This window comes from Sinomicrobium halophytocola (assembly GCF_052983395.1).
The window spans coordinates 92601-117608 of record NZ_JBRKIT010000002.1; the positions used below are offsets into that span (position 1 = coordinate 92601).

Annotated in this window: 15 protein-coding genes and 1 tRNA gene; 10 read left to right on the forward strand and 6 right to left on the reverse strand. The window is 44.8% G+C overall.

Annotated elements, in window-relative coordinates; all coding sequences use genetic code 11:
• Nucleotides 1-113: 113 nt before the first annotated feature.
• The 6 genes from ACVBDY_RS00950 to ACVBDY_RS00975 all read right to left on the reverse strand — a co-directional run bounded on the left by ACVBDY_RS00950 (nt 114) and on the right by ACVBDY_RS00975 (nt 12379).
• A complete protein-coding gene (locus tag ACVBDY_RS00950) occupies nt 114-1631 on the reverse strand; it encodes a RagB/SusD family nutrient uptake outer membrane protein (protein ID WP_447173601.1) in 1518 nt (505 codons plus the stop codon).
• A gap of 10 nt (nt 1632-1641) precedes the next feature.
• Entirely contained in the window at nt 1642-4725 is a 3084-nt protein-coding gene (locus ACVBDY_RS00955) for a SusC/RagA family TonB-linked outer membrane protein (protein ID WP_447173602.1), read from the reverse strand.
• Between the two features lie 342 nt (nt 4726-5067).
• On the reverse strand, nt 5068-6501 hold the full coding sequence (locus tag ACVBDY_RS00960) for an alpha-amylase (RefSeq protein WP_447173617.1): 1434 nt from the start codon (nt 6499-6501) through the stop codon (nt 5068-5070).
• Between the two features lie 92 nt (nt 6502-6593).
• Nucleotides 6594-7658, reverse strand: a complete 1065-nt coding sequence (locus ACVBDY_RS00965) for a SusE domain-containing protein (protein ID WP_447173603.1) — start codon at nt 7656-7658, stop codon at nt 6594-6596.
• A gap of 93 nt (nt 7659-7751) precedes the next feature.
• Complete coding sequence (locus ACVBDY_RS00970; protein ID WP_447173604.1) at nt 7752-9320, reverse strand: RagB/SusD family nutrient uptake outer membrane protein; 1569 nt, start codon at nt 9318-9320, stop codon at nt 7752-7754.
• Nucleotides 9321-9439: 119 nt separating this feature from the next.
• Nucleotides 9440-12379 carry a SusC/RagA family TonB-linked outer membrane protein gene (locus ACVBDY_RS00975; RefSeq protein ID WP_447173605.1) on the reverse strand — a complete coding sequence of 980 codons (2940 nt, stop codon included), beginning with the start codon at nt 12377-12379 and terminating at the stop codon, nt 9440-9442.
• Between the two features lie 524 nt (nt 12380-12903).
• Here ACVBDY_RS00975 and ACVBDY_RS00980 point away from each other — a divergent pair.
• The 10 genes from ACVBDY_RS00980 to ACVBDY_RS01025 all read left to right on the forward strand — a co-directional run bounded on the left by ACVBDY_RS00980 (nt 12904) and on the right by ACVBDY_RS01025 (nt 24707).
• Nucleotides 12904-13926 (forward strand): LacI family DNA-binding transcriptional regulator, encoded by a 1023-nt coding sequence (locus tag ACVBDY_RS00980; protein WP_447173606.1) that lies wholly within the window; start codon nt 12904-12906, stop codon nt 13924-13926.
• 202 nt (nt 13927-14128) lie between these two features.
• Nucleotides 14129-15478, forward strand: coding sequence for an MFS transporter (locus ACVBDY_RS00985; RefSeq protein ID WP_447173607.1), 1350 nt, complete (start codon nt 14129-14131; stop codon nt 15476-15478).
• A 22-nt stretch (nt 15479-15500) separates the two neighbouring features.
• Nucleotides 15501-16151, forward strand: coding sequence for a beta-phosphoglucomutase (pgmB, locus tag ACVBDY_RS00990; RefSeq protein ID WP_447173608.1), 651 nt, complete (start codon nt 15501-15503; stop codon nt 16149-16151).
• Between the two features lie 74 nt (nt 16152-16225).
• Nucleotides 16226-18535, forward strand: a complete 2310-nt coding sequence (mdxK, locus tag ACVBDY_RS00995) for a maltose phosphorylase MdxK (protein ID WP_447173609.1) — start codon at nt 16226-16228, stop codon at nt 18533-18535.
• Between the two features lie 32 nt (nt 18536-18567).
• On the forward strand, nt 18568-20403 hold the full coding sequence (locus tag ACVBDY_RS01000; protein WP_447173610.1) for a glycoside hydrolase family 13 protein: 1836 nt from the start codon (nt 18568-18570) through the stop codon (nt 20401-20403).
• A gap of 41 nt (nt 20404-20444) precedes the next feature.
• Entirely contained in the window at nt 20445-21833 is a 1389-nt protein-coding gene (locus tag ACVBDY_RS01005; protein ID WP_447173611.1) for an alpha-amylase family glycosyl hydrolase, read from the forward strand.
• A gap of 292 nt (nt 21834-22125) precedes the next feature.
• A complete protein-coding gene (locus ACVBDY_RS01010) occupies nt 22126-22878 on the forward strand; it encodes a glycerophosphodiester phosphodiesterase (protein ID WP_447173612.1) in 753 nt (250 codons plus the stop codon).
• A gap of 146 nt (nt 22879-23024) precedes the next feature.
• Complete coding sequence (gene trxA / locus ACVBDY_RS01015; RefSeq protein ID WP_447173613.1) at nt 23025-23342, forward strand: thioredoxin; 318 nt, start codon at nt 23025-23027, stop codon at nt 23340-23342.
• Between the two features lie 276 nt (nt 23343-23618).
• Nucleotides 23619-24548, forward strand: coding sequence for a DUF58 domain-containing protein (locus ACVBDY_RS01020; protein ID WP_447173614.1), 930 nt, complete (start codon nt 23619-23621; stop codon nt 24546-24548).
• A gap of 85 nt (nt 24549-24633) precedes the next feature.
• Nucleotides 24634-24707, forward strand: a tRNA-Asp gene (locus ACVBDY_RS01025).
• The last annotated feature ends 301 nt before the right edge of the window (nt 24708-25008 follow it).

Consider the following 25008-nt stretch of genomic DNA (forward strand, 5'->3'; position numbering starts at 1 on the left):
CCATAAAAATAATAAAATAAAACAAGAATGGTATGAAACAAAAAGAGACTGCTCTTATGGCAATCTCTTTTTCAATTCAAAATAAATCAGTGGTAAAACAATACTTCCCGAAATTAATACCCGGTATTTTGGACAAGGTTCGGATTAGATACCAGTGCGGTGGCGGGGATGGGGTAGAGAACACGGAATTCTTCGGTGTTTTCCTTAAACTCCCAGGTGTCGGTAAATACGCCGAAGCGGATCATATCATTTCTCCTCCAGCCTTCTGTATAGAGTTCTCTTGCTCTTTCATCCAGTAATTGCGGCAGGTCCGCGGAACTGAATGCGGATGCCCCTCTTATAGTCCTGAGCTCATTAATCAGTGCCGTGGCATTTTCACCGGACGATCCGCCCCTGAGTATGGCCTCGGCTTTCATTAAATGAGCATCGGCATACCGGAAGATGATCATGCCGGTGGCTTCACCACCGTTATCAGGATGGTATTTGAGGATTCTTATTCCTGTTCTTTCATTATTACCCACCAATGCCGGGAAATCTCTGGTAAAGACCAACGGATTTCCTGCCCGGTCGTTCAGGGGAGTTCCATCTGCTGCATATTGCTGTCCTACAAGAAAACCATATCCTATGCCTTGAGAAGGCACATATCCTCTTCGTTCTTCCTGTCCGGAACCTTCTGCGTTGGTATCGGGCGGACCTTCAAAAAGATCAAAAAGCCCTGAAAGCGTGGAAAAACCATTCCATCCGCCCGAAGTATAGTCGGGTACGACCTGGTGGTAATGCAGACCGGGCCACATCCTGGTAGCTACCGAAGCGTCTGTATACCATATCGTCTCATTATCAGGGTCATTTTTAAAGATATCGAAAAAACCTTCCTGTAATTCAAAACCATCTGCAGCTATGGCATCGACCTCTTCTATTACCCTGGTCATATCCGCCGGATCGGGGCTTTCGGTACCTTTATAGATATGCTTGTTCAGATATAATTTGGCCAGAAGGAAATGAACTGATGCTTTGGAGGCTTTTATGGTCCCTGCACCGGGAGCGAGGGCAGGGAGATCGGGAAGTGCTTCATTGAGATCGTTGATAATAAAGTCAAAAGCTTCGCTTGCCGTAAATACCCTCGGATTCACATCCACGCCTTCGTCTGCTTCACGAAAAGGTACCTGGCCATAGAGATCCATAACATGGAACATGCTGAAAGCCCGGAGGAATTTACCTTCCGCCGCCTGTTGTGCACTGGCCTCGGATTGTGGGGCCAACAGTTGATTGATCCGATAAATATTGGAGTTAAGCCTGTTCCACGTATTTAATATATCACGGTGAGTGGGGTCCCATGTATGTTCATGGAGAAGTCTCCATACCCCGTTATCACCCCAGTCGGTACCTCTTGTCGGGACGAGGACCTCGTCTGTGGAAACTTCGGATAGGCCATATAAAGCTTCCTGTGTGTTAAAGGTATTACGGATATCAACGTATGCGGAATTCAATGTTTGTTCCGGGTTTACTCCTCCGAAGCCTTCACCGGTGTCGGGGATAACTATGGAATCTTTTTCGTCAACTTCGAGGTCGGTACAGGAAAAAGCGAGGATTATACAGCTTATAGTGAGAATGTTTCTGCTTATATTTTTCATGACAGCTTTTTTAGAATGTTACGTTTAGCCCTAAAGTGAATGTCCTCGGCCTTGGATAAGAGGTATAGTCTATTCCAAGTGAAGGGACACCATCCAGTTCCTTGTTCACATTGACTTCAGGGTCCAGTCCGGAATAATCAGTGATAACAAACAAGTTCTGGGCATTGGCATATACCCGGAAAGATTTGAACACATTCGAATCTTCGGCAAACTTGAAATTATGTCCTATGGTAATATTCTGTAACCGGAGAAAATCTCCTTTTTCCAGGAACCGGGTAGATACATCGGCAGCATTGAGATTGGATTCTTCACTGCTCAGTACATCATGGGTGACATTTCTTCCGTTTCCGATAGCTCCCGCAGTAAAAAATGCATTTCGAGTGTTATTGTAGATATAGTGACCGAACTGACCGGCAAAGAAAGCGGACAGGTCCCAGTTTTTATAGTTAAAGCTGGTTGATATACCGAGGTTGTATTTAGGCAGGGCGCTTTTGCCGACGAATTTCTGGAGGTCTCCGCCTTCATATACAGCCAAACCGTTTTCGTTATATCCGGCAAATTCCCTTAGAAAATAGGAGAACAAGGGCTGGCCATCCTGTATACGCTGGGCAAATGCCCCGGTAAGGCCCTGACCGTTTATACCTCCCGTATCTACGGTCCCGTCAAAGTTTTTTACCATATTGTCGTTATAAGACAGGTTAGTGCCTAAATCCCACGTAAAACTTTCGGTTTCTATGATGCCGTAGTTCAGTGTAATTTCAAAACCTTTGTTTATGACATCGGCGTCGAGGTTGCGGTAGACAAATTCCTGCGGAGCAGGTTGTGCAGACATGATCTGCATCAACAGGTCTGTAGTGTTTTTTCGATAAAGATCAACAGATCCGCTCAAACGATTGTCCAGAAAACCAAAGTCCAGACCGACATTAAACTGTTGGGTTTGTTCCCATTTCAGATCGGGATTAGCGAAGGCTACATTGTCTAGGCCAACTCGCTGTACTTCGCCACTATTGGCATTGATGCCGAGCCCGGCATATCGTTGCCTGGTCTGGTAACGGTTATGTGGTATTTCCTGGTTTCCGGTAACCCCGTAGCCAAGTCGCAATTTCAGATTGTAAAAAACATCGGGGATAAATTCTTCATCAGACAATATCCAGGCAAAGGCCCCGGAAGGGAAGTACCCGTATTTGTTGTTACCTCCGAAACGGGAGGAACCGTCTGCCCGGAGTGTAGCTGTAAACAGGTAGCGGTCTTTGAGTGTATAATTTAACCGGCCGAAGAATGATTGTAACTCATCGGTATAGTCGAACCAGTCCGAGATCGCTGCCCTGATAGGAACACCGGAGACGGTAATTTCTTCCGTAACATCTTCCGGGAATAAACGATTCACAAAAGCTTCCGTTGTGCCATAGCCATATTGCTGATATGATCCGGCAATGGAGTTTCTTATGCTCCTGTCCGTTGCCTTAAGGTCCCCGATCATGCCATCCATATTAGTGCCTGAGAATCCCCATCCCTGGTAATTTCTGCCTTCGTTCTTAAATTCCTGGTAGGAATATCCCAGCATCGCGGAAAATTTGGAATTTTGGAATTCCTTGCGATAATTGAACAATACCTCAAGCAATTGACTACTGTTATCCACTTCCGAGATAAAAGCCCGTCCGTTTTCGAATACTCCTCCCATAAACAATAAGGGAGAAAGTGCGCCTTCCCTTTTGGAAGATGAATTGTCAAAACCGGTATTGACCTTGACATTGAATTCATCGGTGAAATCATATTGGGCAGAGAGATTGATGAGGCTCCTGTTCGTATGTGTGTTGTCCTGATAATATTCCAGCAGTGCCAAAGGGTTGAGTGTGGAGGTGGAGAACTGGTATTCGGGATCGGCAGGCCAGGTAGGGTTGGCAGCATAAGTAGCACCCAGAAGGTCTCCTTCAAAACCTGCATTGTCGGTAATGAGGGGAGCCTCGTCATTTACCCGGGAAAAGGTGATCTGTGCCCCAAGCTTCAACTTATCATTGAAGAGACGTTGATTCAGATTGAGCCTTCCGTTAAGACGCTCCATAGAGGAGTTTTTTATAATTCCTTCCTGATCGGAATAGCTCAGCGACAGCCTGTAATTACCGGTGTCATAGCCGTTGGAGTAGGAGAGGTTGTGCGTATGTGAAAATGACGTACGGGATATTTCGTCCTGCCAGTCGGTGTTTGCTCCTTTATCCTGTTCACTTACAATTCCTCCGTATTTATCTATACCCTGAAGGAACTGTTCCCTGTTCAACAAATCGTAGGTGTTGGCGGGAGAAGAGACACTGGTCGTAGTCGAATATTCCAGGGTGCCTTCCTGGCCTTTTCCGCTTTTGGTGGTAATAATAACCACTCCATTAGCTCCCCTGGAACCGTAAATGGCTGTTGCGGAGGCATCTTTAAGTACATCAATACTGGCAATATCGTTGGGGTTAATAAAATTCAACGGATTTTTGGAAGACGAAGCCCCGCGTCCTATATCCGCACCTCCGGAGGAAGTATTATCGCCGGAAAGCGGAATACCGTCTACCACAAATAACGGATTATTATTGCTCCTTACGGAAGACGTACCCCGGATACGGATATTGATCCCTGCCCCGGGCTCACCACTGGAGGAAGTGATCTGTACCCCTGCACTTTTACCTTGTATCAGTTCTTCCGGTGCGGCAATAACCCCTTTGTTGAAATCTTCGGCTTTTACGGAGACCACAGATCCGGTAGCGTCTCTTCTCGTTGTTTCGCCATAACCTATAATAACCACTTCATCCAGTGCCTGGGCATCTTCGGACATGGTTATATTTATCGTTGATCGCCCGTTTACAGGGATTTCCTGGGTTTTGAATCCTACGTAACTAACAACCAGGATATCCTCTTCCCCCACATTGTCCAGGGAATAATTTCCGTCAAAGTCCGATTGAGTTCCGTTGGTCGTACCCTTTACCAGGATGTTAGCGCCCGGCAAAGGCCCCATGGCATCCGAGACTGTTCCGGATACGGTTATCTGTGCCTGAACACTACCATATGTGAATATGGTAAAAACCAGGGCCAGATTTTTAATGAAGTTAATTTTCATAAATAGTAATTTTGATGTGTTTTGGCAACGTGAAAAATCATTATAAAGTTAAATTTATGTGAAATTTTTAATACTGCCATAGCGTTGCTGTACGAAAACGTTGTAGTGTTGATAACTTTGAGTATTTTAACATATACTCAATTAATAAAATGTTTATTTGATTATGTGTGTAAAAAATATACTTATAAATTAATTTTCCCTAAAAATTTGATTTTGGGACGAGAGTGGAATTTTCGTTAAAAATGAAATAATCAGGTAGGTGGGTACTATATTTATGTCAAAAAGAAAAGAAAAAGACTATTATTTTGTTTTACAGGAATATGTGTCAAAACTTTAGAGAAATCACTCTCCGGAAACCGACCATATAGCAAAACCCCTGGCAGGGGCTTCTATGGTTACCTGTCCTTCGCTATCGGTAATCAGCCATGCACTGGTATTGCCGGAATAATCCACGAGTGTTTTCTCTTTCCAGTCGGATAAGACCGTTCTTTGCCGGTTACCGGTGCCAATGTTCATGTAGAGTATAAGTCCCGGATTATCATCGCTACCATTTCTTTTCATGATATATTCTTCCTCACTTTGATGCAGTATTTCCGTATCGCCTGAGGCAATACTATTGTGGATGCGGATCAGGTCTTTTAATCTGGATTTGTAGTTGTTGTTCTCGTAATCCCCGTAAAAAATGGTAGGGTAACCATCGTGGGTAAGAATATAGGCATACGCCAGCATTTTGTTGGTAGCACTGATGTTATTTTCCGGATTTTCGTCTTTTTCCGTATCGTGATTGGCTACAAAAGTAACAGCCTTCTCCGGGTGGGTCTTCCGAAGCATATCTCCATCCAGTATAGTGAGGTCATTATTTCGGTCGAGGGCTTCGTCTAGCTTATAGAAACAAGCAAAATCAAATGCAGTTGAGCCGGAGGCTTCCACCCATTCCACAAGATTAGGTGCATGGCCGTCCCAATACTCTCCTACGGAAAAACCGCCGACCTCGTCATTCCAGGCTTTTACCACCCACGCGCCGAAACCTTTTACATAATCGAAGCGCCAACCGTCAAATTTCATAGTACTTTTGTAGTATCGCGCAACAGAGTTCTCTCCTTTCCAAAGCCATTCCTGTACCCTGAGCTGATGATGACAAAGGTCCTGTTCCTCAAAGAAAAGGGCTTCTTCGTCATGTTCATGTACGCTGTTGGGATGAAAATCTTCGCGGTTCCGGTTAAATTTTCCGGAAGCGTTACCATTTATGGAATCAAAAAGCGTGTATGTGCTTTTATCCCGGTACAGATTAAATTCTTCCCCGCCACCGGAATTGTGATTAAGTACGATATCGGCGATTACTTCCAGTCCGTTATCATGGGCCTTTTGTATGAGGTTCTCCAGCTGTTTCCTGGTGCCGAAACGGGTAGGGATGGTGCCATGTTGATTAAATTCACCAAAATCAAAATAATCCGAAGGGTCATAACCCATGGAATATTCACCCGATTGCCCTTTAGTGGCTACGGGAATCCATATCCGGTCTATGCCCGTTGCAGCCCAGTCCTCTACTTTTTCAGACAGTATATTCCACCATTCGAACCGCGGTTCCGTATCCCAGTAAAATGCCTGCATCATTACCCGTTGGCCATTGTCGTATTGGCTCAGATCGGATTTTTCGGGAATAGTCTCCGGTGGATCTACAGTATAATTATTGTTATCGCTGCTGCATGCGAGGAGGATAAGGGCAAAAAAAGGAAAGACAAATATCTTTTTCGGAAAAGTGTGTGGTGTTTTCATCATTTTGGTTTGGTGGGTTATAAAAAAACGGAATGGGATTTGTTTGTATCCGCATTCCGTTCATATCATTAATTTAACAGGGATACGAAGGTTTATTTCGCGGTAATTGTGTATGTATATTCTCCCGGATTGCTTAAATTGAGAACCAGGGTGTAACTTCCGCCTGCATCTATTTTCATGTTAGTTCCCGCTTTTTCAAGGATACCGTCGCCTTCGTCATCTCCGTAATCCAGGTCCCAGTCATCATTGGCCCGGAATTTCAGTTCTCCGGGTTGCAGGTCCAGTTCGATAGTCCAGGTTTTCTTTGCTACATCATACGTCATATCCACATCGCTGTCCCATCCGGTTCCGGGAATGGCATCCCCGATGACACCCCAGTTGGTATCCAGCAGACTGTAAGTAAGTTTCTCCGTATCTACCTGAACCAGGTAATAACCTGCCGGGGCAGATAAATTGGGGCCGTCGTTTAGCAACAAGATGCCCGATCCGCCGTCTCCGTATTCTCCGTTGCCCCATTCCGGTGCTGCCGTAAATTTATATTCCGATGTATTGGCAAAATAGATATATCCTTCGTATTCCGTATCGGAAGAGGAAAGTGACCGGAGTTGAGGAGCTTCGGCCGGGGTCCAGTCCTGCCCGTAATTTCCGGCGGATTGATATCCTCCCGGGACCCACAGGAAAGACGGACCGGTATTACCAGAACCGTAAGGGGTAACACTAATATGTATAACCGGGGAAATCAGCATGTCAAAATCATCACTTACCGATGCTACGACCCGGACTTCCATTTCCGAAGCTTCTTCCGGTATCAAACCGAGGGCCAGGGCAGTGGTGTTGAGATGCTCTATGCTGACACTGAGTTGTGTAGCAGTGGTTTCCCCAAGCGTTTCGGGAGATTGAAAGTCATTACCCGGGATATCCGCTTGTAGGGTGTAGTTTATTTGTGTAGGCACATTAAAGTTAGCTTTGTTCCAGACAAAGCGATCTGCTTGTTCAGTGGCATTATCCGCCGTAAGTATATAACTGCTTCCAGATGTGGGAGCGATAATGGCCGGTTCATCGGAAGGGATAATCACCGGAGTGTTATCATCGTCCGAGCAGGACCAGAATAATCCGGCCGTAAGAACCAGTGTGGTTATGAAATTCGGTGTTTTCATTTTTTATCCTTTTAGGTTAGCGTTTAAGGTGTTGTTATGTCCGGAGATTTTGGGTATGCAAAGGAGATTCGCATACCCTTATTCCGGTATACATTAATATCCCGGATTTTGAACCAGGTTGGAATTTACGCTCAGGTCGGTCAGCGGAATGGGGAGCAACGTACGGAACGACTCAACGCCGGAACCGTTCAGGCTGCCGCCTTTCCATGGCCATACATAATTACTGCCCGTAAACCTTCCGAAACGTATGAGATCGGTCCTGCGGTGTCCTTCCCAGTACAGTTCTCTCCCTCTTTCATCCAGTATAAAATCAAGGGTGAGTTGTGAAGAGCTGATATTTCCGGAAGTATCACCATAGGCACGTTCTCTCAGGCGGTTTACCAAATTTGTTGCGGTGGCCATATCCCCGCCCGTACGTACCGCGGCTTCCGCATACATAAGGTAGGCATCCGCGAGACGGAACAAAGGATAATCCGTATCTACGAATTCCCCGCTTGTATCGGACCCGATATCGCCCGTAGAAGTGATATTTTTGTATTTGGCAATGGCATAACCGTTGTTAAACGCCGTATAATCGGTATTCTCCTTAATATGCCCTTCGGTGTGGAACAGTGCCCGTTGATCACTGTTGGTGTCCAGGTTGCCGAAAAGGTCTGCAAAAGATGAAGTAGTGCGGTTTCCTTCCCAGCCCCCGTTAACTCCGTAATCGGAAGGGTCCATCGTGGAATTGCTTATCCCGGCGTGGATGATGTAGGTAGTACCTCCGTAAGACTGGCTGCGCAATCCGTCCGAAGCCAGGGGCAGGATGATCTCCCCGGAATTATCATTGTCCGCAAGGAACAGGTTCTGATATTCCGGTTCCAGCGTATAACCACCTTCATTAACTATTTTATCCAGATAGGTCAGGGCTTCGCTGTATTTGGGCTCTCCAATATATACTTCTGCGTTCAGGTAGAGTTTGGCCAGCAACATCCATCCGGAAACCCTGTCAGCCCTTGCATATTCGTTAGATCGCGGTTCTTTCATCAAAGGAATGATCTCCAGGAGTTCGCTTTCCACATAGCCGAACAACTCTTCGCGGGTGTACCTCGGCGGCTCGAAGTTACCTACGGGATCGTTTTCCGTTACAAAAGGTACGTTACCGAACATGTCTATGGCATGCCAGTAGGCCAGGGCTCGTAAAAAACGGGCCTCGTTTCTGAAGTCCTGTATCTCCGTGTCTTCCAAACCGTCGGTTTCTCTCAGGAAATTGTTGGCCATGGCTATTTCCAGGTAAATACGGTCGTAAAGGATACGTACAAAGTTGTTCCCGGCAGTCCAGTTCAGCCGGTTCAGTGCATCCAGTCCGCCATCTCCCCAACGATTCAGGGCCTCATCTGTGGTGAGTTCCTGGAAGTTCCAGTAGTTTCGGATGTAGGAGGAAGCCCCGGCATCGGGAGCTACCACATCGGTCTGTCCGGAAGTTTCCTGGCCCGTGAGTATAAAGGCACTGTATATCTTGGCGAGCATTCCCTTGTAAGCATCCGGGTCTTCGTCCAGAATGTTGTCTTTGGTTTGCTCGACCCGCGGATCTGTGTCCAGGTCGCCGGTACAGGAAGTTATCAGGACTGTCATGAGTCCCAGTATACCTGCGTATATATATTTAAACTTTATTTTTTTCATGTCGAATATCTTAGGATTTACTCACTAAGTGAGATTTAAAATGCTCTGACGCTTGCGCCGAAATTTTTTTTCGGGATTTTCCGATTTATGCCTAGCGGATTCGCCCCGAGATTGTTGACTTAAAAGTCCAGGCTCAATCCCAGGAGGAATGTCCTCGGACGGGGATATATGTTGTAATCGTTTCCGTTCTGTACTTCCGGATCGAGTCCGTCATACCCGGTAACGGTAAATACGTTCTGTACGGAACCGTAAATCCTTGCGGACAGACTGTTTCCGAGGAATTTCCCGGCATTATAGCCCAGGGTGATGTTGTCCAGTCTCAGGAAAGATGCATTCTGAATGTAGTAGTCGGAAAGCCTTACCTGGTCCGTTGCCTGAACAAAGCCGGTTTCGTTGTAGTTGTCCACAATGTTGGTAAGGAAGGTAGAACTTGTAAACACCCCGTTTCGGATACCTACGTTGGAATCTATGTTGTTATACACGTAATTTCCGGCCTGTCCGCGGAACACCATGTTCAAATCCCATTTTTTGTACCGGAACTGCGAGGTAAAGCCGTAGTAAACATCGGGCAGGGCAGATTTGTGAATATAACGGTCGTTGTCATCCACTACTCCGTCACCGTTGCGGTCAACGAATACGTTTTCCACAGGCTTTCCGTTTTCGTCATATACCTGTTCGTATATGTAAAAACTATATGGTGTTTCCCCGATGGCGTGTACCTGGTTAAAGAGACCGGTACCCCCGGAGATATTCCTGTCCTGTACGGAGATAAAGCCGGTGTCGGCATTGAGCCCGGTTACTTCCGAACTGTTCCAGGTAAAGTTAGCGCCCAGGTTCCAGCTGAAGTTATCCGTCTGAATGGGGGTAGCATTAATTTCGAATTCCACACCTTTATTTTCCATAGTCCCTACGTTATCTACAAAAACATTGGAAAGGTTACTTCCTGCAGGAGTGGATACCTCACTGAGCAGGTCTTTGGTTTTCCTGTAATACACGTCTACAGCTCCTGTAATGCGGTTGTCAAGGAAACCGTAATCGAGTCCGGCGTTATAAGTGGTCGTCTCTTCCCAGGTGAGGCTTGTACTATATGGGTTGGGACGATAAGTTGTGTAATAGTTATCACCGAAAGGATACTGTACCTGCGGTGTCCCGGCCAGGTATACGGACAAGTACGGGAAATATCTTCCCGGGAGGTCTTGTTGCCCGGTAATACCCCATCCCATGCGGAGTTTAAGATTGCTGAGGGTATTGGAATTTTCCAGCCACGGTTCGTCATATATATTCCATGCAAATGCCGCCGAAGGGAAATTACCCCAGCGAACGTCCGGGTCGAACCGTGAAGATCCGTCCCTTCGAAGGGTGGCTGTAAAGAGGTATTTGTTTTTTATGGAAACGTTAGCCCTTCCGAAAAAAGAAGCGATCACAACAGGGTTATAATACCGGGTAACAATAACCTGGTCATTGATATAATCATGGTTGTTCTTGTACCCGTTATTGGTAAAGGATTGGTAGGAGTGTCCTGCCGTGATATCCAGGTTGGTAATAAATCTATCCTCAAATGATTTGGAATAGTTCAGGTAAAAATCCATCAGGAGGTTCCTCTTGTTCTGAGATTCGGTTTCCAGGTGGCCGTAGCCGGTACCGTTCCGGTAATAATTGGCAGATTCCTCAAAGACCCTGTCATTCCGTTCTCCGGTAGAAACATCATACCCCAGGTTTAAATTGGCGCGAAGCTCAGGAAGAAAGTGGAATTTATAATCCAGTTCTATATTTCCCACACTTCGTTTTACATCCCCGGTATTATCCCTTTGCTTCAGAAGGGCAAGAGGGTTTCGCGGGGCCAGGGTTTCTACATTGCCGTTGGTGAACTCTTCATAATATCCTCCAAAGGGCATGCTGCTGTCATAAACCGGGTTGGTAGGGTTCATCAATATGGCGCTGCCTATAGCCCCCGTATCCCCGAAGCGGCTTTCGCTCATAATACCTTTTACGTTGATATCCACTTTCAGGTGATTGTCAAAAAATCGCGGTGTAACCCCGAAGGAACCTGTCCATCGTTCGAGCGAAGAAGTCATTAATATACCATCCTGTTCCGTATATCCCACGGAAGCGCGGAATGGGGTGTCGCCGAATAATTGTCCCTTGACGCTGAAATTCTGGTCAAAGCTGATGGCATCCCTGAAAATGATATCCTGCCAGTTGGTATTGCTCTCTCCCAACAAAGCCTGTTGTGCATCCGAGCCGTAGGTTTGTACGAGATCACGGAAGGCATTTGCGGAAAAAGCATCGACGGTGCGGGTTACAGTGCTCACAGAAGTTTTGGCGTTGTAGTTGAACTGCAGTTCGCCACTGCTTCCTTTTTTGGTAGTAATGATGATGACCCCGTTGGAAGCCCTGGAACCGTAGATAGCGGCAGCAGAAGCATCTTTGAGTACGGTAAAGCTCTCAATGTCGTTGGGATTTACAATGTTGAGCGGGTTACTTATTCCGGCAACACCTTCTTTGTCTACCGGAACCCCGTCAATTACGATCAGGGGGTCGTTGCTTGCGTTGAGGGAAGCCCCTCCCCGGATGCGGATGTTGGCCCCCGCCCCGGGCTCCCCGCCACTGGTAGTAATCTGCACTCCCGCGGTTTTTCCGGCGATCAGCTGATCGGGAGATACTACCATACCATTGTTGAAGTCATCACTTTTTACGGTAGTGACAGATCCGGTGGCATCTTTCTTTTTAACCTGCCCGTATCCGATAAGCACCACTTCGTCGAGTTGCTGGGTGTCTTCCTCCAGTACTATATCCAGAGTAGTCCCGGAAACAGTCTTCTCCAGGGTCCGGTAGCCGATATAAGAAAAGACAAGTATGTCGCCTGAAGAGGCATCTATACTATAATTACCGTCAAAATCGGTGGTGGTTCCCACAGTTGTACCTTTTACAACTACGTTTACACCGGGTAACGGACCGGAATTGTCGGTTACGGTGCCACTTACTGCCGTTTGCGCATGCGCTCCGAAAGGAATACATAAGAGAAACAACAGCAAGGTGGAAATATAAAATGTTTTCATGCTGTAGATAGATTTGATTTTAAAGCATACATGAAATACACACTGCGTATTTTTCATGCCATTTTTTTGTTGATTTAATTAAAAATCAGGCTTATAATTTTACTTCTCGGAGCTAAAACTATGTAAATTTTGTGTTAAGTAAATGAGTGAAAAGTTATTACAACGTTTTCGTGTGAAAAACTTTTGGTAAAATCAGGTTTTTATGCAGTTTTTTCGTGTTAAAATTGAAGTATTTTGAATATGAGGTATATAAAATTAGAGGATATTTAAAAAAAGACGCTCCCGGGTGATGTTGGTTGAAATATTATGACCCTTTTTTACCGTGGATTTTCGTTTTTTTAATGTAGCCCTGACTATTAGAAAAGAAGGGGTATCTTTGTGAAGAAGGATTTATATGCAGCATAGAAAATGTGCTGAAAAGAACCAAAGAACATAGATTGTCCTTCTGCATAACCGGGTAACAGAACAAAAAGAGACATAGGTGCCTTTACACTTTGCGGTTATCCGTTTCACCTGAATTAAAAATGAAAAAGAAAGTAACTATAAAACAAATTGCCCGCGAACTGGATGTATCTGTTTCTACAGTATCCAAAGCCTTGCGGGACAGTAAGGAAATTAGCCTGGACACAAGACAAAAGGTACAGGCATTCGCAAAATTACTCAATTACAGGCCTAACAATATAGCAGTTAGCCTTAAGAACAGGAAGACCAAAAACATAGGGGTTATCATTCCGGAGATCGTACACCATTTTTTTACCACGGTTATCAGCGGTATTGAAAGGGAAGCGAACAAGGCGGGCTATAATGTTATAGTGTGCCTTTCTGACGAATCTTTTGATAAGGAAGTGATCAATATGGAAACCCTGGCCAATGGAAGTATTGACGGTTTTATCCTGTCTCTCTCCAAGGAAACCCAGTCTAAAAAAGATTTTCATCATTTACATGAGGTTATCGACCAGGGCATGCCGCTGGTGATGTTCGACCGGGTATCGGATGAAATTCCCGGGGATAAAGTGGTGATCGATGATGTGGAAGGCGCTGCGAATGCGGTGAACTATTTGTTGAATGGCGGTTGCAACAGGATAGCCCTTCTGACTACGGTAGATTATGTAAGTGTGGGGAAGCTACGTACAGAAGGCTATACCCATGCTTTACAGGATGCAGGCATAAAGGTGGACGATTCTCTTATAATAAAGATTGAAGACATAGATAATTGTAAAAAACAGATAGCAGGTCTTTTTGATTCCGAAAAATTTGACGCGGTTTTTGCCGTTAACGAACTGTTTGCGGTAACGGCCATGAAGGAAGCGCAGCGAAGAGGATTTAAAATCCCGGAAGATATCTCCTTTATGGGGTTCACGGACGGAATTTTGTCGCAATACGCTTTTCCGACCCTTACTACCGTAGACCAGCACGGACTGGAAATGGGAGGGATGGCGGCAAAAATGCTGATACAAAGACTGGAAAACGACGATATGGATGATGAATCGTACATAACCGAGGTGATACCGACATCCATCAAAGAACGCGAGAGTACCCGTAAATAAAGGTATTTTCATGTCTTTACAGAACATTTTTCAATAGGATGTACTACAACGTTGTAGTAGAAAAAACTTGTAAATTAACGACTTACCAGTAAAAAATATTTTATATTTACACCCGTCAGGACTTATAGTTTTACTTCTCAACCCGATATAAAGTCTTGATAAGTCATAGCGCTTATCGTAGTAATAAACGAAAATTACGATAATGAAAAAGCGTAAACTGAGTTTTCTGGAGATCTGGAACATGAGTTTCGGTTTTCTGGGAATACAAATGGGTTTTGCTCTCCAGAATGCGAATGCCAGTAGAATTTTACAGATATTCGGTGCGGATGTGCACGAGTTGTCCTGGTTTTGGCTGGTAGCCCCGCTTACCGGGCTCATTGTTCAACCCATCATAGGGCATTACAGTGACAGGACCTGGACCCGGCTCGGGCGTAGACGACCTTTCTTTTTAGCTGGTGCCATACTGGCTTCCATAGGTTTGGTGCTCATGCCCAAAGCAGACATGTTCGTAGCTTTTTTGCCTGCCCTTTGGGTCGGAGCGGGAATGCTGATGATCATGGATGCCTCTTTTAATGTGGCGATGGAACCTTTTCGGGCACTCGTGGCCGATAAACTTCCTTCCGATCAGCGGACTCTCGGGTTCAGTATACAAACCGTGCTTATAGGTATCGGTGCCGTAGTGGGGTCCTGGTTGCCCTATGTGCTGGCCAACTGGATAGGCGTTTCCAACGAAGCCGTACTGGGGAAAGTTCCGTTAAACCTTCTGGTTTCCTTTATTATCGGTGCCCTGATCCTTTTGGTGAGTATCCTGGTTACCGTTATTACCACAAAAGAATACACCCCTGAAGAACTTGAATTGATGGAACCGGAAGACCCGGCGGAACCGGAGGAAACAGCAGGACTGTTAACCATATTTTCCGACTTTGTAAAAATGCCGAAAACCATGCGGCAGCTTAGCTGGGTACAGTTCTTTTCCTGGTTTGGCCTGTTTGGTATGTGGGTGTTTTCTACCCCGGCCATTGCACATCATATTTACGGTCTCCCCCTGGAGGACTCTCAAAGCAGGGCCTATCAGGATGCAGGGGACTGGGTAGGGGTACTGTTTGGTGTCTACAATGCGGTTTCTGCCGTGTTTGCATTTTTTCTTCCGGTAATAGCTAAAAAATTCGGAAGGAAGACCACGCATGTTATATCTCTTGTCGTAGGAGGCCTGGGGCTTATTTCCGTTTATTTTGCCCCCAACCAGTACTGGCTGATAGCTTCCATGCTGGCTGTAGGGATCGCCTGGGCCAGTATACTGGCTATGCCATATGCTATTCTGGCCGGGTCTATACCTGTTAGAAAAATGGGGGTCTATATGGGGATATTTAACTTCTTCATCGTTATTCCGCAGATCATCAATGCCCTCATTGGCGGACCTATGGTAAAATATCTCTACGGAGGTAATGCCATTTATGCCATTGTAATAAGCGGAATATCTTTTCTGCTGGCTGCTGCTCTGGTCTTCAGGGTAGATGATGTTGACGAAACACAAGACAAAACAATACGATAATTTTAATTAGAGAAATACCGACATGGAAGGATTTATTTTTGACCTGGACGGGGTCATTGTAGACACGGCCAAATATCATTTTCTGGCTTGGAAAAAACTTGCGGAAGAACTCGGGGTTGATTTTACGGTTGAAGACAACGAAAGGTTAAAAGGCGTAAGCAGGGCCCGTTCCCTGGAAATCATCCTGGAACTGGGAAATATCCGGGCTACGGAAGCAGAAAAACAAGTATGGATGCGGCAGAAAAACGACGATTATCTGGAGTACGTTTCCCGTATGGATCAGAAAGAAGTACTCCCGGGAGTGCTTTCCACATTACTTTTTTTAAGAGAAAAAGGAAGGAAGATCGCCCTTGGGTCCGCAAGCAAAAATGCGAGGCTTATTCTGGAAAAAACGGATATCATGCACCTGTTTGATGCTGTGGTGGACGGAAATGATGTTTCCAAAGCCAAACCGGACCCGGAAGTATTTGTTCTCGCAGCGCAACAAATAAATGTAAATGCCGCCGATTGTGTTGTTTTTGAAGACTCCGTTGCCGGTATACAAGCCGCTAATATGGCAGGGATGACCAGTATCGGGATCGGAGATAGCGCCACATTACAGGAAGCCGATCTGGTTTTTCCGGATTTTACCCGGATCGATGCCGGACAACTGTTGACAAAAAGCACAAGGTAAAGTCGTGCGGCTGTGCGCCTTCACCAGGATCATATCACAGATATACAGATTATAATAAAACTTAACAGAAGAAAATGAACCAAGATTATATAATTCCCGATGAATGGTCGATCGTAGAAGAAGGATTTGACAAAGACAGGGTAAAGTCGTCCGAAAGCCTGTTCAGCATAGGTAACGGAGCCATGGGACAACGTGCTAATTTTGAAGAAAATTATTCAGGCCCTGCTTTTCAGGGTAGTTATATTGCCGGAGTATATTATCCGGATAAGACCAAGGTAGGCTGGTGGAAAAACGGCTATCCGGAATATTTTGCGAAAGTGTTGAACGCTCCCAACTGGATAGGGATAGATGTAGAGATAAACGGAGAAAAGCTGGATCTCGCCAGGTGCACTGAGGTTCGTAAGTTTCGCCGGGAACTCAACATGAAAGAAGGATGGTATCATCGTTCGTTTGAAGCTGTTTTGAAAAATGGAACAGAGGTACGGGTAGATGCCAGGCGATTCCTTTCTCTGGAAACAGACGAACTGGGAGTCATAAAATATGAAGTGACACCGCTGAACAGGGATGCCAGGGTGATATTTCTCCCCTATGTGGATGCCGGAATTACCAACGAAGATGCCAACTGGGACGAAAAGTTCTGGGAACCGCTGGAGACCAGGCACTCCGCCCGTGAGGCCTTTGTAGTAGCTCGTACATTCAAAACACACTTTAAGGTCGCTACCTTTATGCATAACACCCTCTTCCGTAACGGAGAAGAACTTCATGCCAAACCCCTGGCCACACAGGCGGGAGACGACAGAATATGTCTTGCGTACGAAGTTGCCGTATCCAAAGGAGAGCAAGCGATACTACAAAAACTTGGCGGGTATACGGTATCCACGAACCACCATGAAGACAAGCTGGTAACTGCCGCACAGGAGGTTATCCGTAAAGGAGTGAAAAAAGGATATGAAACCCTTTTGGAAGAACAGAAAAAAGCCTGGGCCGATATATGGGAAATGGCAGATATTACCATTCAGGGCGATGTAAAGGCCCAGCAAGGTATACGTTTCAATATTTTTCAGCTAAACCAGACGTATCTCGGAAAAGATGCGCGCCTGAATATAGGGCCCAAAGGATTTACCGGGGAAAAATACGGGGGAAGTACGTATTGGGATACCGAGGCGTATTGCCTGCCCTTTTACATGTCTACCAAAAACCAGCAGGTAGCGCGTAATCTCCTGGCTTATCGTTATAACCAATTGGACAAGGCCATAGAAAATGCGGAGAAGCTCGGTTTTACGGGAGGTGCGGCCCTGTACCCGATGGTGACTATGAACGGGGAAGAATGCCATAATGAATGGGAGATCACTTTCGAAGAAATTCACCGTAACGGGGCCATAGCTTTTGCCATATATAATTATTACCGTTTCACCGGAGATTATAGCTATATCCCCGAAAAAGGATTGGAAGTGCTTATAGGTATCGCCCGTTTCTGGAAACAGAGAGCGACGTACTCTACGGCAAAGAACAAATATGTTATTCTTGGTGTGACCGGGCCTAACGAGTATGAAAATAATGTTCATAACAACTGGTATACCAACTATATTGCCCAATGGTGCCTGGAATACGCCGCGGAACAGGTACGTAAAGTAAAAACAGAATATGCCCCTGATTATGTCCGTATCACGGAAAAAACAGGGGTGAAAGATGCCGAAATCCGGCAATGGGAAGAAGTTGCCGGAGCGATGTATTTCCCTTATGCTGAGGAACACGGCGTATACCTGCAACAGGACGGTTTCCTGGATAAAGAGCTTATAAAAGTATCCGATCTCGATCGTTCCCAGAGACCGCTCAATCAAAAATGGTCCTGGGACCGTATCCTGCGTTCTCCTTACATAAAGCAGGCAGACGTTTTACAGGGGTTTTACTTCTTTGAAGACCATTTTACCAGGGAAGAACTGGAAAAACACTTCGATTTTTACGAGCCTTTTACCGTTCACGAATCCTCCCTGTCCCCCTGTGTACATTCCATACAGGCAGCATTGCTCGGAAGGATGGAACAGGCTTATGAGTTTTACCTGAGGACCTCCCGTCTCGACCTGGATGATTATAATAAGGAAGTGAAAGAAGGATGCCATATAACTTCCATGGCCGGGACCTGGATGAGTATAGTGGAAGGTTTCGGAGGGATGCGTGTAAAAGACAACATACTGCATTTCAATCCGAAAATACCTGCGCAATGGGAAGCCTACTCCTTTAAGATCAACTTCAGGGGACAGGTACTGAAGATAAATGTAAAAGCTACCGGAACCGAATTTACACTGGAGGGAGATACTGCACTCATCGTGATGGTAAACGGAAAACAGGTAACAGTAAAACCCGGTAACCTGGTTGCGGTTTAGGAAACTCACAAATGATCAGAAAGAGAATAACCATGAAAAAGATACTCTATACATTAGTTTTATTGAACACTTTCCTTCTTACCGCCCAGGGCCTGGAAAGAGTGGAACCACCGTTCTGGTGGAGCGGTATGCAAAGCGATGTATTGCAACTAATGCTCTACGGAAAGGATATTGCCCGTTATACTCCCGAAATGGAGGGGATAACCATTAACAATGTCCGCAAAACGGAAAATCCCAATTACCTGTTTGTTACTATTAATACAGAGGATGTTCCGGAAGGAAAGTATGTTCTCCGGTTAAAGAACGGTAAAAAGGAAGTATCGCGCTACACCTACGAGTTCAGGAAGAGGGAAGAAGGATCGGCATTGCGGAAAGGTTTCGACAGCTCCGATGTGATGTATCTCATTATGCCCGACAGGTTTGCCAACGGAGATCCGGATAACGATTCATCTCCGGAAATGACCGAGAAGGCCGATCGCAGTAAGCAAGGAGGACGCCACGGAGGAGATATACAGGGAATAATAGATCATATAGATTATATCCGCGAACTTGGGGCTACCACAGTGTGGAGTACCCCCTTGCTGGAAGATAACGATCCGGCATATTCCTATCACACCTATGCCCAGAGCAATGTATATCGCATAGACCCGCGTTATGGAACCAATGAAGATTACAGGCGCCTGGCGGATGAACTTCATAAAAAGGATATGAAGCTGGTCATGGATTATGTGACTAATCACTGGGGTGCGGAGCACTGGATGATAAAAGATCTGCCTACCTATGATTGGATTCACCAGTTCCCTGGTTATGCCAATTCCAATTACAGGATGGAAACACAGTACGACCCGAATGCTTCCGAGATAGACAAAAAGTATTGTGTAGACGGCTGGTTTACCTCCACTATGCCCGATCTCAATCAGAGTAATCCGCTGGTGCTCAATTACCTCGTTCAGAATGCTATATGGTGGATTGAATATGCCGGGCTGGACGGTTTCAGGGTAGACACCTATTCATATAACGATAAGGAAGCTATTGCACAGTGGACAAAAGCCATCATGGACGAATATCCTTATTTTAATATTGTGGGCGAGGTATGGTTGCACGACCAGGCACAGATTGCCTATTGGCAGAAAGATAGTAAAATAGGGGCTTTGCAGGACTTTAATTCGAATCTGCCGAGCGTTATGGACTTTACCCTGCACGATGCCATCGGAACGGTGTTTAATGAGGACGAAGCTACGTGGGACCGGGGAATTATAAAGGTACATGGCAATTTTGTCAATGATTTTTTATACCCCGATATAAATAACCTTCTGGTGTTTGCGGAAAATCACGATACACAACGGTTCAATCATATATATGAGGGAAACCCGGAGAAGTATAAAATGGCGATGGCTATTCTGGCTACGGTACGGGGCATTCCACAACTGTATTACGGAAGCGAGATAGGAATGGCCGGTAACAAAGACAAGGGAGACGGAGATATACGAAGAGATTTTCCCGGCGGATGGAAAGGAGATGAACATAACGCTTTTACTGCTACCGGACGTACCGCAGAAGAACAAGAGTATTTCGATTTTACCTCAAAATTGTTCCGCTGGCGAAAAGATGCCCGGGTAATTCACAATGGAAAGACAAAACATTACCTACCCGAAAACAACGTCTACGTATATTTCCGGTATAACGACACGGATACCGTAATGGTAGTGGTAAACAACAGTAAAGAAGCCCGGACGCTGAAAACGGAACGGTTTCAGGAAAGTACCGGCAGTTTTACAAAAGGAAAAGAAGTGATCGGTGGAAAAACCATATCTCTGGGGGAAATGACCTTAGAGCCCAAAACCGTGTTGGTACTGGAACTGGAATAATAACGAATCAAGTAAAACAACACTATAAATACGATATCCGAATGAAAAAGATATTCATTGTCACGGTGGCGGTCTGTGGCCTCATCGCATGTAAGAACGAATCGAAAAAGCAGGAAAAGAAAGAAGAACCACGGTCAGAACAGCCGGTTCCCATCTCGGATGATGTACTGGAAACAGCCGTGATCTACGAAGCCAATATCCGGCAGTATTCCGAAGAAGGAAGCTTTAATGCATTTGCCGAAGATATCCCGAAGCTGAAAGAACTCGGGGTAAAAGTGATCTGGTTGATGCCCGTCTATCCCATATCCTCTACAAAGAGTAAAGGATCTTTGGGGAGCTATTACGCGATTACCGATTATACGAAGGTAAATCCGGAATTTGGTACCCCGGAGGATTTCAGAAACCTGGTGAAAACCGCCCACGATAATGATATGTACATTATTCTCGACTGGGTGGCCAACCACACCGGGTGGGATCATGTTTGGATAAAAGAACATCCGGAGTACTACACCCGGGATAAAGAAGGGAATATCATAGACCCTGTCAATCCCGAAACCGGGGAATCCTGGGACTGGACCGATGTGGCCGACCTCAATTACGACAATGAGGAAATGCGGCAGGAAATGATAAAAGATATGCTGTATTGGGTAGAAAAAGAAGGCATAGATGGCTATCGTTGCGATGTGGCGCACCAGGTCCCGGTGGATTTCTGGGAAGATGCAGCGGCCAGGCTTCGCGAAGTAAAACCCGTATTTATGCTTGCCGAAGCAGAACAACCCGAATTACTGGAAAATGCCTTCGATATGCAATATGCCTGGGAAGGACATCATATTATGAACGAAATTGCACAAGGAAAAAAGAATGTGGCAGACTGGGATAAATACATTGCCAAAAATGATACCTTGCTGGAAGCGGATGATATTTTTATGAATTTCACTTCTAACCATGATGAGAATTCCTGGAACGGCACGGTTTTCGAACGTATGGGGGATGCCGCAGAGACTTTTGCAGTAATGAGTTACACCATTCCCGGAATGCCTTTGATATACAGCGGACAGGAATACGATATGGAGAAAAGGCTCCTTTTCTTCGAAAAAGATACGATTTTGAAGAATAAAGGGAGATTTTATCCTTTATATGAAAAACTAGGGAAGCTTAAAAATGAAAATCGGGCGGTTAACGGAGGTAAGAAGGCAGCTTCCTATAAAAGGCTGTCTACTTCCGAAGATAAAAAAGTCCTGGCTTTCACAAGGGAAAAAGAAGGAGATAAGGTGGTATTTATTGCCAACCTTACTGACAAACCGTTACAGTTTACCGTAGAGACCGAAGGGAGTTATACCGATTATATGAGTGGGGAGAATATGGAAATAAATGCCGGTACTTCCTACGACTTTAAACCCTGGGAGTATATTCTTCTTACAGTAAACTAGATCCGGACAGGATATAAATTTCAAAACCCGCGTCTATAAGAGTTTGCGGGTTTTTTGTTGGCCTGTATGGGCAAGCACGCTAAAAATAAGAAGAGCCTGATATTTTTGTGTCCCTTTGTGCTTCTCCGTGAAACTCTGTGTCATAGCTATAACGCGGAGATACAGAGAAATATTAAAATTTCATATAATTAGCATTTTAAGTTCTTAATGCACTTGCCTTAGTTGATTTACCGCTGTTTTAAGGATGATGGAATTTTTATGTATCTTGAAGCGTCAAAAAATAGAATGATTTATGCATCGGTTTGCTTTCTTTTTTCTGTGCGCCCTTTTGGTGTTTTTGGGTTGTGATACCCCGGGAGACAGTGTATTGATTATAGGACATCGGGGTGCTAAAGGGTATGAAACCGAAAATACCCTGGCATCCGTACAAAAAGCCCTGGACCTGGAGGTGGATATGGTACACATAGACCTGTTTCGCATAAAAAGCGGGGAACTGGTGGTTTTTCATGACAGACGTGTTGATGAACTGACCAATGGTGCCGGGGCTATCGAAGAATATAATATACTGGATATAAAATCGCTTTTGCTCGATGGAAATCACAGGATACCCACCTTACAGGATGTCTTGAAACTCATAGACCGTCGCAGCAGGTTAAATATCGAACTGAGAGGAGCGGGGATGGCAGGTAAAGTAGATTATGTGTTACGCTATTATATAGAAAAGGAAGGATGGCAGGCTGATGATTTTCTGGTTTCCGGATCAGACCGCCATGAACTTGGAGAACTGCGAAAATTAAATCAGGAGATGCCGATTGCCTTCATCACCGAAAAAGATCCTTCGGAGGTTGTGGAAACTGCAGGACTTTTGGGGGCTGTAGCCATTGATGCCGAGTACGTCACCCTGACCGAAGAGAATGTAAGTGAAGTTCAGAACAGAGGAATTAAAGTGTTTGCCCGGACCGTAAATTTGCCAAAAGATATTGCTGTGATCCGAAAATTGGGTGTGGATGGCATTATTACCGATTTTCCCGATCGGGTGAGGTAAAAGATAGTTACAAATAGATTTACATAACATACTATCATTATTTGTAATACGTTCATAATCAAAACTAATATACCGGGGTGAAATTTGGAAGAATATTTGATTAAATTTGCACTGTAAACCAGATAGGAAATTAAAAATTTTATATTATGGCATTAGAGATCACAGACGCTACTTTCGAAGAAGTAGTATTAAAGAGCAATAAACCCGTTATGGTAGACTTCTGGGCCGCGTGGTGCGGACCTTGTAGAATGGTTGGACCCATCATCGAGGAAGTTAGCTCTGAGTATGAAGGAAAAGTAGTTGTAGGAAAAGTAGATGTAGACGCTAACCAGGAGTTTGCAGCCAAATATGGTGTGCGTAACATTCCTACCGTATTGGTTTTTCAGAACGGTGAAGTAGTAGGAAGACAAGTAGGTGTAGCGCCTAAAGCAACTTACACGGAAGCACTTGATTCTTTATTGTAAAAACAAACCGGAATCATAAGAAATAAAAAAGGTTTGGCTTAAGGCTGAACCTTTTTTATTTTTGGATTGTCGGTTATTCCGGATCAGGTTTTACCGGAAGTTTGCCCGCTTAGGTAAAAGTATGTCAGAAAAACACATACTAAATACCTATACTATCAGGACCAAAGGGTAAAGCTTAGACAATTTACCGAAGTTTTATAATTGTTTTCACACTAAAATTTCGGACTGAAATGTCTGGTATCTAAAATCTCATATCTTACATCTAAACAAAAACAAGTGGATATACAAGGCGAATTAAATAACGTACAACTCTTTAAAAATCTCGGGTTGCTGGCCAATCAGGTGGTGGAGGGATTTATAAGTGGCATGCACAAGAGTCCCTTTCACGGGTTTTCTTCGGAATTTGCAGAACACAAGATATACAATCCCGGGGAAAGTACGAGACATATAGACTGGAAGCTCTTTGCAAAAACGGATAAGCTGTACTCCAAAAACTATGAAGAGGAAACCAATCTTCGTTGTCATATTATCATAGACAATTCGTCATCCATGTATTACCCGGAAGTAAAAAACCTTTCGGTATCCCATCTGAATAAGATCAGCTTCTCCGTATTGGCAGCCGCCTCCCTGATGAATTTATTAAAGCGCCAGCGCGATGCTATGGGCCTGAGTATATATTCGGACGCCTATGACTTTTACGCCCCGGAAAAAGGAAGTAACAGGCATTACCAGATGCTCATGGGGATACTGGGAGATGTCGCAGAACGCAGAGAAAAGGAAAGGATGACAAAGACGTATACCTACCTGCACCAGATAGCCGAGAAAATACATCGCAGAAGCATGATCTTTCTTTTTACGGACATGTTTCAGAATGAAACAGGAGATGAAGAGTTATTTAATGCATTACGCCATCTGAAATACAATAAACATGAGGTAGTACTTTTTCATGTGATGGATAAAGCCAGTGAGTACAATTTTGATTTCGATAACCGTCCGAAACGTTTTGTGGATGTTGAAACCGGCGAACATATCGATCTTTATGCCGATACTATGAAGGAAGAGTATAAAAAAGCGTTGAAAATTTATACCGATAAAATAAAATTGAAAGCTGCACAATACCGCATAAAATATGTGGAAGCTGATATTCAAAAAGATTTGGAAAAAATTTTACAGACCTACCTCGTTGAAAGACAAAAGTTTATTTGATAGAGTGAAATAACTTCTGTTTTTTTTAATGAAAACATTTGCGAAATTGAAAAACCAGCGTATATTTGCAACCGCAATACAGGAAGGTCCGGTAGTTCAGTTGGTTAGAATACATGCCTGTCACGCATGGGGTCGCGGGTTCGAGTCCCGTCCGGACCGCTTTTTGAAAAAACAAAATCACTTAAAAGTCTGCAAATCATGGGTTTGCAGACTTTTTTGATTTTAGGCGTTTTTTCTTTAGTATTTATTTGGGATCCGATATTAAGGAACCCCTATGCCAACCGAGCAAAAGGGACCTTTATTTGGGATCCGATATTAAGGAACCCCTATGCCAACCGGGCAAAAGGGACAAAAGAAGACATCAGGGATCATTCCCATTTGTTGTGGACTACGCAAAAATTCTGGATAATCTAAATAGGAAAAACTCAGTATTCTTCACACCTCTAAATTGTGCTCTAAA